General features: G+C 29.9%; 8 protein-coding genes. All 8 read right to left on the minus strand.

The window, feature by feature from the left end; translation table 11 throughout:
* Window positions 1-150: 150 nt before the first annotated feature.
* Window positions 151-2,799 carry a UvrD-helicase domain-containing protein gene (locus AVANS_RS07735; protein WP_239817308.1) on the minus strand — a complete coding sequence of 883 codons (2,649 nt, stop codon included), beginning with the start codon at window positions 2,797-2,799 and terminating at the stop codon, window positions 151-153.
* Entirely contained in the window at window positions 2,796-4,985 is a 2,190-nt protein-coding gene (locus AVANS_RS07740; protein WP_239817309.1) for a PD-(D/E)XK nuclease family protein, read from the minus strand. Before AVANS_RS07740 ends, AVANS_RS07735 begins: the two co-directional genes overlap by 4 nt.
* Before the next feature lie 8 nt (window positions 4,986-4,993).
* Window positions 4,994-6,451 (minus strand): type I restriction-modification system subunit M, encoded by a 1,458-nt coding sequence (locus AVANS_RS07745; RefSeq protein ID WP_239817310.1) that lies wholly within the window; start codon window positions 6,449-6,451, stop codon window positions 4,994-4,996.
* Window positions 6,452-6,641: 190 nt separating this feature from the next.
* Window positions 6,642-7,799: a restriction endonuclease subunit S gene (locus AVANS_RS07750; protein WP_239817311.1), complete on the minus strand. Its 1,158-nt coding sequence runs from the start codon at window positions 7,797-7,799 to the stop codon at window positions 6,642-6,644.
* Window positions 7,796-10,273: an AAA family ATPase gene (locus AVANS_RS07755; RefSeq protein WP_239817312.1), complete on the minus strand. Its 2,478-nt coding sequence runs from the start codon at window positions 10,271-10,273 to the stop codon at window positions 7,796-7,798. Before AVANS_RS07755 ends, AVANS_RS07750 begins: the two co-directional genes overlap by 4 nt.
* A 10-nt stretch (window positions 10,274-10,283) precedes the next feature.
* Window positions 10,284-12,536 (minus strand): DEAD/DEAH box helicase family protein, encoded by a 2,253-nt coding sequence (locus AVANS_RS07760; protein WP_239817313.1) that lies wholly within the window; start codon window positions 12,534-12,536, stop codon window positions 10,284-10,286.
* Window positions 12,537-12,577: 41 nt separating this feature from the next.
* On the minus strand, window positions 12,578-13,465 hold the full coding sequence (locus AVANS_RS07765; RefSeq protein ID WP_239817314.1) for an L-lactate dehydrogenase: 888 nt from the start codon (window positions 13,463-13,465) through the stop codon (window positions 12,578-12,580).
* Complete coding sequence (gene metK, locus AVANS_RS07770; protein WP_239817315.1) at window positions 13,462-14,661, minus strand: methionine adenosyltransferase; 1,200 nt, start codon at window positions 14,659-14,661, stop codon at window positions 13,462-13,464. The genes AVANS_RS07765 and metK overlap by 4 nt, the downstream gene beginning before the upstream one ends.
* Window positions 14,662-14,742 lie beyond the last annotated feature (81 nt).

Genomic DNA, 14,742 nt, shown 5'->3' on the forward strand with positions numbered 1-14,742 from the left:
AATTTGTCTATAAGAGCAAACTTAACATAAAAACTAGTTAGCATTATAACACTACTAAAACGCAACTCATATGAATATAACAAGCTAAATTAGGCTAATGCTTTCTTCTCTTGCGATTAAAGAACTTTCAAAGAATTTGAAATAGGAATTTCAAATTCTTTTTATATTAAAACTTTCATTTTCATAAAACACTACATAAGAGCTAATTTTGTGATTAGAAAAATTAGTTTTTATAAAGTTTTCATAAGTTTTTAGCTGTTTTTCATAAGATTTATTAAAAAATGAGCTTTTATAATCAATTATCTTAACCTCATCATTGCTAATAGCTAATAAATCTATTCTATTCACTTTATTCTCATACAAAAAGTTATATTCTTTAACCAAATGATGATTTTTGATTAGTTCTTTAAACTCCACACATTTAAGCAAATCTTCGCAAAGTTTTTTTAATTTATCAAAATCTACCTGATTAAACTTATTATACGCAAGTCTTAAGCACTCATTTAAACTCTCATCATTAAAATCGCTTAATTCACAAAAATAGTGAAATGCGTTTCCTAACATAATCGCATCAGTGCTAAACTCTTTAGTCTTTACATTTTGAAGTGGCACGCAAGGATTAAACTCATAGCTAATATTTACAACACTTGCTTCATTTTCTTTATATCTAAAATTAAGCAAATCATCATCTAAACTCTCATTAGTAATTTCAGCATAATTAATCCCGCTAAGCCCAGCTCCTTCATTCATAACGATACAAAGTGAGCTAATCGCTCTTGTATAAGCTACATAATAGGTATTTATCTCATCATTTTTTTTCGTGTTTTCATAAATTTCAAGCTTTTTTGCATAATCTTTATCATATACACATCTAAGATTTCTAATAGCACTAGCGTCTTTTTTAAAGCCATACCATTTATGGCTAGAAAAATCATATTCAATTTTAAGCCCTGTATCATGTGGGGCATTTTTACTTAAATGAACGCAGATTAAATGCTCAAATTGTAAGCCCTTGCTTTTATGAATTGTCATGATATTTATGCCTTTTGCTTCATTGCTTGATGCAAGTTTAGTGCTAAGATTAAAAATAGTATCTAAAAAATCTTTAGAGCTAATATCATCTAAAAACTCTAAAACATATTCATCTTTACATAAATCAAGATGAGTGATTATCTCATTATAAATCTCATAAGCGCTTTTTGTAATATCAATTTTAAGCTTTGAATAATCCTTGCCTAGCACAGATTTTACAAAATAGCCATAAATCTCATCTTCTAAAAGAGAGTATTTAGCAAATTCTATTAAAACCCTAACGCTCATTTTTGAAACTAACAAAGAATTATTATTTACATTAGTTTTTAAGCCAAATTCATTTAAAAAATTAGCTATTTCATTTGCATTTGCATTATCTCTTGTAAGTATGCAAATATCATCTAATTTTGCTCCATTTTGTAGCAAACTTGCAATTTTTTTATAAACATCATTTAAGTAATTTTCAGTAATTATTTTGCTTACAGCTCCGTTTTCTTTACTTGCAACTAATTGCTCGTAATAATCATCATAAAGATTTTTAAAATTATTATTTACAAACTCTACTATGGCTTTTTTACTGCGATAATTAGTATCAAGATTTTGCAAGGTTATATTATAGGTTTTATTTTTATGAAATAAATCAAATACTTCTTGCTTAGCACCCCTAAATGAATAAATTGATTGCTTTTTATCTCCTACATAAAAAAAGCTTTTTTGCTTATCATCTATGCCAATTCCAGCCACTATTTCTTCAACCAAAGGCTTAATGATTTCATATTGAATAACTGAAGTATCTTGAAACTCATCTATTAAAAGATGGCTTAAGTTTGAGTTAAGTCTAAAATAAAAAAGGTCTTTTAAATCCTTATTTTGCAATATTTTATGAACATAAATCGCAACATCACTAAAGCTTAAAATATTTTGCTCTTTATGATAGTTTTTAGCAACTTCGCTAAATTTATCTAAATAATTAAAGCATAATTTTAATTGATTACTTTCTAAAAAGCCGTAATATTTAGCAACGATTGATAATAATTCTTCATAAGCTGCTGCAAAAGTCGGAAGTTCCAAAGCTTTTTGCACATTTGATTTACCAGCGTCTAAAAGTGAGCTAGAAAGTAAAGAATTTAAATCCGTAATTTTGCCAAGCCATTCATCTACTTTTTTATTCGCCCCAGTAAAATTATCTTTAAGCCTTAAAAACTCATCAAAAGGGCTGATAAACTCCGTATCATTTATGATTTTTTCGCCTGTATAATTTAGATATAAACTCTCAAGCCAGTTTAAAAAATCTCCTAAGCTCATATTAAAATCTTTTAAATCTTTTACTAATTTTATAGCTTCATTTGTATCTAAAGACTTTAAAAACTCTTCTTTAATGTCTAAATAATCAATTAATTCTGCATCAACGCTTAAGCCCTCATGCGTTGCAAAAAGCCTTAAAATCTTAGAAAAAAAGCTATCAAAAGTATAAATCCTGAGTTCATCTTCTTTAAAGTTTTTTAAGAATTTATTTCGTGTATTTATGATTTGCTCGGCACTTAAGCCTAATGAATCTTGCAAAACTTTTAGCTCAGCAGCTCTATTTTCAAGATTTAAAAATACATTTGTAATTCTTTCTTTCATCTCATTTACAGCTTTTTTTGTAAATGTAAGAGCTACTATATCATTAATGCTAGCACCTCGTAAAACTAGAGCAATATATCTAATACTTAAGGTAAATGTCTTGCCACTTCCAGCACTTGCTGATAATGCGATATGTTTCATGCTCTATCCTTTTTATTGATTATTAGATGATAATAGCCGTAAGCGTTTTCGTTTTTATCCAAAACAAAGCCATCTTTTAGCATTGCGATATCGTTTTCAATTTCTTTAGATAATTTATCAAATCTATTGCATTCAAGCACAGCTCCACGGGTGCTTTTTAGATAAATTAAAGCTGTTTTTATTAAAGGCTTATCTAAAAGCATTGCATAAAAGGCTAATTGTTTTTCATGATTTTTGCTTGAGTTTGGTTTGTTTGAAGTCTTATAATCAATTATTAGCTCATCATTTATTCTATCGGCAATTCCGTAAGCGTTAATATTTGCGATTTTACCCGAGATTTTTTCTTCACATTTTGCATTTGGCTGATTATTGTTAATATAATACGCGATTTCATCTAAATTATCGTATATTAAAGCATAATCAATAGGGCTTAAATTATCTTTTAGCTCTTTTTCAAATTCCTGTTTCAAATTCTTAAAATCAACATTTTGAAAAAACTCATGAACCTTTAATCCGATTGCTGCTTTTTCGTTTAAATTGCTTGGCTCACTTAGTTTTAAAATATATTTTAAATAGTATTCATAAGGCGAGTTTAAATAGCATGATAATCTTGAAAAACTCAGTGGCTCTGCAAAAAAATCATGATTTTTTATAAGTTCTAAATCAGGCTCAAGTATGTTTTCATTTGCTTTTGTTTTGCCATTAAATGCCTTTAAAAATGATTCTATAAGTCCTTTTTCATCTACGATTTGTTTTTCACAATTAAAATCTTTTAGCATTCTAGCAGGTGATTTTTCTTCGTTTTCAAGGTATAAAACAAAAACTTCCTTAGCATTAAAAAGCTCTTTATAATAATGTCTTTGTAGATTTTCTCTATCAGAATAGCTAATTAGCCCAGCCTTTGTGCGAACTGCGTTGTTTAAAAACATTTCATTCACACTTCTTTTTGGCACTAAATCATCGTTAAAATCAAGAACGATTACTATATCCTTACTCATTCCACGGCTTTCTAACACTCCTAGAGCATCAACATTTCCGCCGTTTGTATGAGAAATTTTAATGTTATTAGCATCAAGTAGCTTGATAATTTGCGAAAAGTCTAATTTAAACTCATCATTTAAAAGCTTTATTTCATTTAGGCGATTTTTTAAGATTTCTTTAACTTCAGCGTTTTTGCTAAGGCTTAATAATTGCTCTTTTAATTTATCAAAATCATTTTTATTAAGCTCAATACAACCTAGCAATTTTTTTTGCAAAGTTGCTATTTCATCTTCGTTTAAAATAGCATTTAGTTTTTGTGCGATTTCGTTTGAGTTTAGCCCACTTGCTATGTTTAAATAATTATGAATATCAAGAGCTTTTAAGCTACTTGCAACACTTTCATCTGGCATAATAAGTGCAATTTGTTTATCATCTTGATAATATTTTGAAATTAGGCTAAGTGCGTAAATGTATTGATAAATTGAGCTTTTAAACGAAGCAGTTTTTATAGTGTTATTATAATTTAGCCCAGTTTGCTCTAAGATTTGCCAAGAATTATTAAAGCTTAGAGTATAAGTATAATTTGGCTTAAAGTCTATTTTAAAAGATTTTTTTAATAAATTTGCGTTGTAATCGCTTATATTTGTGATGATTTTTACATTAGTTTCATTTGATAACTTTTCAAAAAATTCTAATTCATATTGCTTTAAAAAGCCGTTTAAATAAAAGGTAATTGATTTAAATTGATTTAATAAAAAATAATTAGGTCTAAGCTCATTAATCGTTATATCATCATATAAATTTTGGCTATCTAGTTCATTTTTATAATGCTTTAAACACTCTTCTAAAATGTCTAAATATTCATCAAAAAAGCTATATAAATCATTGTTTCTTAAATCATTTATGCTTACTTTTTGGCTATTTAATTCGCTAAAAAATGAGAATAAATATTCTTTATTTTTTAAAAAACTTAAAAAATCATTTGAAAAATTAAGCTTTTTATAATCTTTAGTTTTATTACAAGCTCTATTCATTGCGATGATTTGCTCTACTTCGGTCGCTCTTCTTTTATCATTTATCGCATAATCTTGAAAAAACTCATTAATACTAATCGTAGTCGCAAAAAAACCATCATTTTTAAGATTTTTTATATAATCTTTTATCTGCCTTAAGTTAGAAAATATAATCAAGTCTTTTTTAATCATCTTAATTCCTATTTCAAATTCTTTAAAAGCTTAGATGATTTTGCTAGGTTCTCATCTAATGATTTTAGGATTTCATCTACACTTCTTAGCTCTTTTTCTTCTTTTATATTTGGATTTTTTGCACTTAAATCATAGTTTTTGCTAGCAAGTTCACTTTTACTTACTAGCCATGAGTTATTAGTAACCTTACGCTCCTTAACACAAGCTAAAAAATCCTTAAAATGCTCATATTCTAAAGGCTTATTTTTAGTGAGTTTATAAGGTGGCACTAGCTCATAATAATACACCTCATCACTATCATTTAAAAACCTTTTACCAAGTGAGAAAAACAGTACATTAGTCTTTACAGCACTATAAGGCAAAAACACCCCGCTAGGTAGGCTTAAAACGCACTCCAAATTATACTCATTTACCAAATCTTGCTTTACACTTGTAAAGGCGTTTGAGTTTTGAAACAGCACTCCTTCAGGCACTACCACAGCACATCTGCCGTTTATTTTAAGGCTTTTTAGGATATGTTGTAAAAATAGTAGCTCAGTGGCGTTTGATTTTACTAAAAAGTTGTTTTGGATTTGCTCTTTTTCTTTGCCACCAAATGGTGGATTTGCTAGGATTATTTCATATCTATCATCTTCGCTTATATCGGTGATTTTTTTATTTAGCGTGTTTGTTTTGATGATATTTGGAGATTTTATGCCGTGTAAAATCATATTCATCACACCCATTGCATAGCTTAGCGGGGTCTTTTCCTTGCCGTGCAAGGCGTCATTTTGCATAAAATCTATCTCATCATTGCTAAGGCTTGTTTTATCTCTCATCACATGCAAAAAGCTCTCACACAAAAACCCACAGCTACCACTTGCAGGGTCATACACACGCTCATTTGCCTTTGGGTCTATCACTTCAACGATAGCTTTTATAAGTGGTCTTGGGGTGTAAAACTCCCCACTATTTCCCCCATCGCTCCCCATATCTTTTAGCAGTTTTTCATACACTAGGCTTAATGCAAACGCATCATCATCTTTGCTAAAGCTGCATTCATCAATGATATTTATGATATCTCTTAGCGTGTGTCCGCTGCTTATTCTGTTGTCAATATTTTCAAAAATACCGCCGATTTTATACTCAATGCTTTTAAAATCATCGTTATTTTTAAAGCTTTTAAGATAGACAAAAAGTTCATTATTTACAAAATTAGTCAAATCATCACCACTTAGGGCGTTTTTGATATCTAGTGTGCCATCTTCTTTTTTAGGTGCTGCCCAACTACTCCATGCAAATTTGTTATCTAATATGCTTACATACTCTTTGTCATCATAAAACGCCTTTTCTTCAAGCTCTTTTTCATAATCATCTAAGAATTTTAAAAATAGTATCCAACTAATTTGCTCCGTATAATGCATAGCCCCACTTATGCCATCATCACGCCTTAAAATGTCTGTTATTTGGTCTATTTTGTTTTGCATTTTTGTCCTTTTATATCTTTTTTATATGTTAAAATTTTTTGAATTTTTTAACATATCAAGCTTAGAATTTATTTCGTGTATTTTTGGCTCAAATGTCACTTGTTTGAAATTATAAACAAACGAAATTCCTAATTCAAATTCCATTTCCAAACAAACGAAATTTAAGCTAAATTACGGATTTAAATTCCACTCACAAGCCACCCTTAAAGGCTAAGTCTAGTAAGCTTTCTTTTAACTCTTCATAGTCTTTTAGCCTTTTTGTATAAAGCTCTTTTAGTTCTTTTATGGTCTTTGCTTTGCTTTCTAGCTCTTTTGCGATACGCTCTTGTTCTTTTAATGGTGGCAATGGGATTTGGATTTGTTTTACCACATCTAATTTAATTCCTTTTACGGTAGCACCAATCCCCATACCTACCAAATAAGAAGCAATATTTTTAAAGTAATAAAACAAAAATATTTTATTTAATTTATCGCTAGGTAAAACACCCTTTAAGTCTTGATTAAATGAGATTGGATTATTTATTAAACATACCTTGCCTAACCCAACCCTAGTTGCTATTATCACATATCTATCATCAACTAAATTTGCAGAACTACATTCTAAACCTTTTTGAGTTATTGATAGTTCAGTTTTTAAAATAAAATCATCATTCATATCTCTTACAGACGCCCAAGATATAGTTCCATTTTCCCAAAATTCACTATTGTTCTTTGATGGTGTTCCACCACCAACAATAGTAGAAATATCCCCGAGTTTTTCCCATTTCCAAGTGGGTGGGAGTGTGTAGGTATCGTTGTCTAGCTTTGATTTTAGGGGGTTAAAGCTATCATTTAGGATACTTTGCCACAACTCATCAAGGCTTAGCAAATCATCTTTTACTAGCCTTATACTCTCATCAATACTTGCAAATTTTTCATCAAGTATCTTTACGATTTTCCTTTGCTCTTCTAATGGTGGCAATGGAATTTGCTCGTTTTTATAATTTTTAAAATAAATATGTGGGATAGCTGCACCAAAAACATATTGTGAAAAATCAATGGTTTTAAGAAAATAATACAAATATTTTAAATTAGTATTTTCAAGGTTTTTTAGATAATTTAAAGTCCCAATTACAGATGATTTAGGTGGTAAAATAAACACCCTACCAAATCCCGCCCCATCTTTTACAATGCCTAAAATTTCATCTTCTTTATGATAAAAATCAGCCCAAGCAACTATCCCACTAGCTCCGTAAATAGGGTATTTGCCATCTAAATCTTTTACATCTTTTAAGGCTAGATTTGAGCTTGAAACTTCGCAAACTTCTTCAAGCTTTTTAACTTCCCAACCATTCGGTAATTTTGTCATTTATTGCCTTTTTTGCTTTGTTCGTTGTTTGTTGTAGTATCTGAGCTACTTAAAATACTATCTTCTAAAGCTTTATATTGTTTTTCATCATTTTTTTTCATCGTATCTAAAAGAAAACTAGCTATTTTTTTAGTTTCTTCTATATCAATAGGTTGCATTCCCCTATCTGGTATTTCTCTTAAATGCGAATATTCATTTTGATATCTGTTTATAATACTTGCTATTACTCTTTTATTTTCTTCAAGCTCATCATCTTGATATGTATCTTTAAAAAATGTTTCAATTTGCTCCTTGCCTAAACTTTTAAAATTGTTTGGGTATTTAAAAAATAAATAAATTTCAAGGAATTTTCTTAAATTGTTTCCAAAATTATAAACAAGTGTAGCTTTTAAATCTTCACTATATTCATCGCTAAGATTTTTAAATTTATAAATTTGTTTAAAAAGATAATTAAATTCTGTTGTGTATTCTTTTAAGTATGTAGGCAATTCTTTAATCTCGCTCGTTTCTCTATTTTCATGAATGTTTTTTTCAATGAAATAGTATTTTAAACCATATTTTTTATTTTCGTTTTCTTGTTTCTTTACTTCTAATCTTTTCAAATATTTTAAAAAATCTAAATTATGAGTAGATATAAATAATTGTTCAAAAAGAATTTTGTTTGCTATCTCATTTTCTATAAGAGAAAAAATATAAAATATATGATTATTATCAAGGCTTGAGATAGGGTCATCAATCCAAATTATAGGCTTTAATGTATTATCTTCCGCCTTTAAAGTCGCTATAAAGTAGCAAAAAGCCACCAAACTACATTCGCCTTCACTTAGGTTTTTTGCGGGTTTTTTGTTTCTTAAAATAGTAAAAGTTTGTCTTTCGTTGCTATCTTCTCCAATCTCAATTTCTAAAGCATTATGTCCAAAATATGATTTTAAATATGTATTTATATTTTTTACTGATAAATCAAGGTCTGAAAGTTCTTCTTGCTTGGCTTTAATTTTATCTTCTATTTTTGTAATTTCATCTTGCTTATTATCTTTTTCGTTTTTCACTTTATTTTTATTTTTCTCTAATTCTTCTTTTTTGCTAATTTTTTCATCATAGCCAAAATCTTTCCAAAATTTCAAAACTTCATTTTGTCTTAATTGTTTTCTTGCATCTTCTTGTTTTTTCTCTAATTCATTTCCATAAGCGTTGTTATCATTGCATAATTTTTTAATTTTATTTAAAATTTCATTTATATCTGATGAGCAATCATTTTCTTCTGCTATCTCTATTGAATCAAATATATTCTCAAGTTTTTTGTCTATATTTGATATGAATTTATCAAATATAGCATTGTATTTTTGAATAGATATTTTTAAGCTAATCTCATTTTCTTCAAATTCTCCTTTAAAATGTGAATAAAAATTGTCTTTATTAATATCACATAGCAATTTGCTTGTTTCTAATTTATTTTTTATAATTGTATTTTTTAATTTTTCCAACTCTTGTTCTAGTTCTTGTTTTTCATTACTATTAAAATTTACTATTTTTTCTAGCTCTTCTAATCTTTCTTTTGAGAGAATATTTTTACAAAACTGACATTGTTGATTATCCCCATGTGAATGTATTTCAAATCCGTCTTTTAGCCATTTTCTTATGTTAGAATTTAATTTGCTGTTGTCTGTAATTGCTTTTGATAAGAGTGTTTTATACTCATTAAATATATTTATAAAATTTTTATCGTTAAATCCAATATTAAATATTATTGAGTTTAATTTATCATCTTTTATAATTTCTTGAAACTTGATTTGCTCGTCATCGCTTAAATATTTCAACTCATTATTAGCAAACAAACTCAATTCATTGTGCTTGTTAGATATTTCTTCTAATTCTCGTTCTAGTATTCTTCTATTATAGTTATTCTCTTGATTATTAAAAAATTTATTTTTTTTAATCTCGCTAGCTTTATCGGTAATATTATTAAAACTTTTTACATTTGTTATTATGTCTTTTTCTATGTTGTCATATTTTTGTTCTAAAACTTCTAATTCTAAATACAAACCGCTTGCATTCTCTCCATCAGAGCTTTTTTTACCAAGCTTATTTTCTAGTTCTTCTATTTCTTTAAGTAGATTTGTATTTTTTTCTCCTAGAGTTTTAAACCCTTTTATGTCTCCATTATCATCATATAAGTAACTTAAATTATCTTTTACAAAATCACTATTATAAACCTTGATATTTAGTGGTTGATTTTTTATATCTTTTTCAGTGATTTCACCATTTTCTAAAGATATTTTAAAGCTAGAACCACCAAAGTCTTTATGAATGTTTTTAAGCTCAAAACTTCTAGCTATCCTTGAAAGAGTGGTTTTGCCTGAATAATTACGACCATAAATAATATTTATTTTATTAAAATCGTATTCTTTGCTAGTGAATTTCCATTTAAAATCTTTATAAGAACCAAAATTAATTTCTTTAAATTGTTGTATCATTTAATCTCCTTTATACCCTAAAAAGCTCTTCTTGGAGCTTTTCAAAACTTGCCTTTAATAGCTCTTTTGAGCCAAAGCCTTGTGCGATTTTGTCCTTATCTAGTGTGCTATTTGTTAGCAAGGTGCCAAGCCCTGCGTCAAATTCTTTTATGCCAAATCTTTCGTATTTATCAAGCAAGAAATTCATAAAAGCCATAGCATTATCATCTTTAATATCCTTTATAAACTCCGTATTTTTAAGGCTTTGCACTCTGTCCTTTCTGCTCTTTTTAAACGCCCCAAAGCTAAGATAAGCAAACACATCATACAAATCACAATCATCAGCATTTAGTATATGCTTTAGCTCTTCTAAATCTTCATCGCTTATGCCATTTGCTTCTAAAGTCTTTAAAAACTCAAGCCTAGTTTTTTTCTCACTCCAAATCTGCCTTAGCATTTGTTCGTTTGCTACAACTGCTCTTACTTTGCCTAGCACTGCTTCTAAAAACTCTTTGGTATTTAGTGGGATATCATCGTTTAGGATGTATTTTGTCTCTACCTTTTCTAATCTTGGGTATTTGCCAAGATATACCACTGGCTTATCTTTGCTTGGCTTTTTTGTGATTTCTTTTGGTTCTTTTTCTTCTTTGCTCTTTGGCTTTAGCTTGATAGGCTCATCGCTCATCATCTCGCCGTCCCACTCGCTATCATAAAAAAGCTCGGTTGAATTAGTAAAATCAATTATCGTGAAAAAATCCTTGCCTTTATAAACTCTAGTTCCTCTGCCTATGATTTGTTTAAACTCTACCATAGATGCGATATTTGAAAGCAAAACTATATTTCTAACATTTCTAGCATCTACTCCTGTGGTTAGCATTTTTGAGCTTGTGAGTATCACTGGGTAGGCTTTGTCATTGTCTTGAAAAAGGCTTAGATAATCAAGCCCGATTTTACCTTCATCGCTAGTAACCCTTACACAATAATCATTGTGATTTACGCTTTTGTGTTTATCAATGTAGTGTCTTATTTCACTTGCGTGTTTTTGATTGGCACAAAAGATGATGGTCTTATCCATAGAATCTTCCATATTTTCTAGGATTAGCCTTGCTACTAGGTCGTTGTAGGCTGGTATGCTTATGTTTTTTTCAAACTCGCTAAATTTATAGCGGGGTTTTTCTAGCTCCCCTTTTACTATATCGCCAGTGCTATAAATATAGCCATCGCTTAGGCTTGTGCTTAGCTTTTTTACCTTATACGGGGTCAAAAATCCATCGTTTATGCCATCTTTTAGGCTGTATTTATAGATACTTTCGCCAAAGTATTTATAAGTATCTATATTATCATCTCTTTTTGGTGTGGCTGTTAAGCCTAGCTGAATGGCACTTTCAAAGTATTTTAAAATCTCTTGCCATGAGCCGTTTTCGTTCGCTCCGCCCCTATGACACTCATCTATGATTATAAGGTCAAAAAAGTCTTTTGGGAATTTGGTGTAAAACTCGTTGTAATTTTTGTCTTCACTTGCTAGGCTTTGATATATGCCAAAATACACATTTGCACTTTTTATCATGCCATCTTTTTGGCTTGATTCTAGGCTGACGCAGTCATTTTCTATGGGGTTAAACTCTCCTAAGGCTTGATTTCTTAGGCTTATTCTATCGCATAGAAAAAGGATTTTTGGTTTTCTTTTGGCGCTATCTTTGTTCCATCCAGCGCTAAGTAGTCTTGTAACTATCGCAAAAGCTATGGTGGTCTTGCCTGTGCCTGTGGCTAAGGTTAGAAGCATTCTTGATTTGTTTTGCAAAATGCCTTTTATCACGCTATCAACGGCTATTTTTTGATAGTATCTTAGCTGTTTGTTTTCTACTATTAGCTCTTTTTGGCTTAAAAGGTTTTGCTTTGCTAACTCGCCAAAGGTTTTTTGATAAAGCTCATCAGGGCTTGGGAATTCATCTATAAATTCGCCTTTTGACAAATGCATATCATACTCATAAAGCTCACGCCCATTGGTTGAATACACATAGCGGATATTTAAGATTTTTGCATATTCTTTGCCTTGCTGTAAGCCGTCTTGGCAGTCTTTGCCTATCCTTTTGGCTTCTATTATTGCTAGGTTGTTGTTTTTGTGATGTAGTAGATAATCAGCGAATTTTCTAGCCCCACGCTTACCGCCGATTAGTATCCTACCATCGGTGAAATAATACTCTTTCTTAATGTTTTCCTTAAGCCACCCAGCGTTTTCTAGCTTTGTGTCAATATATTTTGTTCTAGTTTCGTTTTCTAACAATTTTAACCCCTTTAATATCTTAAAGGTATATTAAACAAAAATTATAAAAAATTAACAACTGAGTTTATGGTTTTTAAAATATAGTTTTTTGAAATTTCTAACTTTTCTTTTTCGCTTTCGCTTAGATTTAAATCAAGAACTTTTTTAATCCCACCTTTGCCTAAAATAACAGGGCGAGAATAAGCCAAATTGCCTTGAACGAAACTTAAAGGCGTGATTAAATTCTCATCATCTTTAATAGCCTTAATAATTCTTGCAATCGTGCTTCCTATTCCAAATTCCGTTTTACCTTTAACCTTAAAAATCTCTCCGCCTTTAAAACGAGCTTTGTTTTCAATTTCTTCTAAATTTAAATTAAATTCGCTTATATTTTTACCTGCAATACTAGCATTACTAGCATATAAAAACTGAGTATCTCCATGCTCTGCTAACATATAAGCATTTATATTTTTATACGAAACATTAGTTCTTTTTGCTATCTCAATCTTTACTCTTGCACTATCTAAGGTAGTTCCTGTCCCTATTACTTTTGTAGCATCAATTTTGCTTAATTTTTGAGCATAATAAACTATGCTATCGTTTGGATTAGTAGCGATTACAAAAATACCTTTAAAACCATCTAAGCCTTTGATAATTTCTTTTAAAGGTTCATAATTTGCCTTAAGCTCAAGTGTTCTATCAGGCTCAATACAAGCTGTATAAGCTAGAACAATAACATCACATTGAACTAATTCGCTTAAATTATTTGCTGCGATTATTTTAGAATTTGAATTCGTATATTCTAACGAATCTTCAAGATCTTGCATACTTGCAAGTGCAAGACCTTGAATCTTATCAAACAAATAAAGTTCGTTTGCTATATTGCAACTTGCAATCATAAAAGAAGCTGCACTGCCAACTGCACCTAATCCAACAATTCCTACTTTCATTTCGCTAAACTTTTAAAAATCTCAACGCTATCAAGCTTTTCCCAAGGATATGACGCAACGCCAACTTGTCCGTAAGTTGCCACATCAGCATAAGAAAATCCTGCTTTACTTGGCTCATCTAATCTAAATTTTTCTTTAATCCATCTAGGAGTTAAAGCGAAATTGCTTTCAACAAATGCACTTAAAATATTATCATCTACACTTGTATTTGTTCCCATACAATCAACATTTACGCTTGTTGGTTTTGCAATACCTATTGCGTAACTAATTTGCACTATGCACTTTTTAGCTAAGCCACTTGCTACGATATTTTTTGCAATGTATCTTGCAGCATATAGCCCACTTCTATCAACCTTGGTATAATCTTTAGAGCTTTGAGCACCCCCACCTATTGGGCTATACCCACCAAAACTATCTACTATTAGTTTTCTACCTGTAAGACCACTATCATGTAAGCTTGAGTGATTTACATAGCGACCTGTTGGGTTAATATAAATAATGCAATCATTTTTATTAAATAATTCTTTTGGTAAGCCTGAGTTTTCTATTAAACTCATAATTTTTGTGCGAACCTCATCAAGGCTTAAAGAACTCACACTTGGAGCTGAAACTACTATTGTATGGATTTTTTTAGGCTTACAATTTTCGTAATTTTCTTTGCTCTCATAATCAATTGTAACTTGAGTTTTAATATCAACTCCAAACTCATGCGGATTATTTAAAGCGTATTCATAAACTTTATTGCAAATTAATCTTGCATAATAAATTGCAGCAGGCATAAACTCAGGCGCTTCACTACTTGCAAAGCCAAACATCATACCTTGATCTCCTGCTCCTATTTCGCCGTCTTTTTGATCAACACCTTGATTAATATCATTACTTTGTTCGTTTAATAAAACTTGCACTTTAACATCACTTGGGTGTAAGCACTCAGCCTTGCTAAAATGTGAATCTTCTTTATAACCTATCTTAATTAAAGCGTTTTTTACTAATTCTTCGTATTCTTCTTGACTAACTTTTAAATTTGATTTGATTTCTCCGCCGATTATTACATTTTTACCAGCTACGAAAACTTCGCTTGCTACACGAGCATTTTTATCATAGTTTATATGCAAATCAACTATGGTATCAGCAATAATATCAGCACATTTATCAGGATGACCCGCACTAACTACTTCACTTGTGAATAAATACATTTATTATCCTTTATAATAAATTTTTGCTTAATTTTAGCCTTTATAGTTAATATTTTGTAAGAGTGATTTGCTATATTTTTT

The sequence above is a fragment of the Campylobacter sp. RM5004 genome, assembly GCF_022369455.1.
Classification (GTDB): Bacteria; Campylobacterota; Campylobacteria; order Campylobacterales; family Campylobacteraceae; genus Campylobacter_E.

Excerpts from the sequence above, each read along its gene's own strand:
- AVANS_RS07735 (WP_239817308.1), bottom strand. The coding sequence starts at position 2,799 with ATGAAACATATCGCATTATCAGCAAGTGCTGGAAGTGGCAAGACATTT.
- AVANS_RS07745 (WP_239817310.1), bottom strand. The coding sequence starts at position 6,451 with ATGCAAAACAAAATAGACCAAATAACAGACATTTTAAGGCGTGATGAT.
- AVANS_RS07750 (WP_239817311.1), bottom strand. The coding sequence starts at position 7,799 with ATGACAAAATTACCGAATGGTTGGGAAGTTAAAAAGCTTGAAGAAGTT.
- metK (WP_239817315.1), bottom strand. The coding sequence starts at position 14,661 with ATGTATTTATTCACAAGTGAAGTAGTTAGTGCGGGTCATCCTGATAAA.
- AVANS_RS07765 (WP_239817314.1), bottom strand. The coding sequence starts at position 13,465 with ATGAAAGTAGGAATTGTTGGATTAGGTGCAGTTGGCAGTGCAGCTTCT.
- AVANS_RS07755 (WP_239817312.1), bottom strand. The coding sequence starts at position 10,273 with ATGATACAACAATTTAAAGAAATTAATTTTGGTTCTTATAAAGATTTT.
- AVANS_RS07740 (WP_239817309.1), bottom strand. The coding sequence starts at position 4,985 with ATGATTAAAAAAGACTTGATTATATTTTCTAACTTAAGGCAGATAAAA.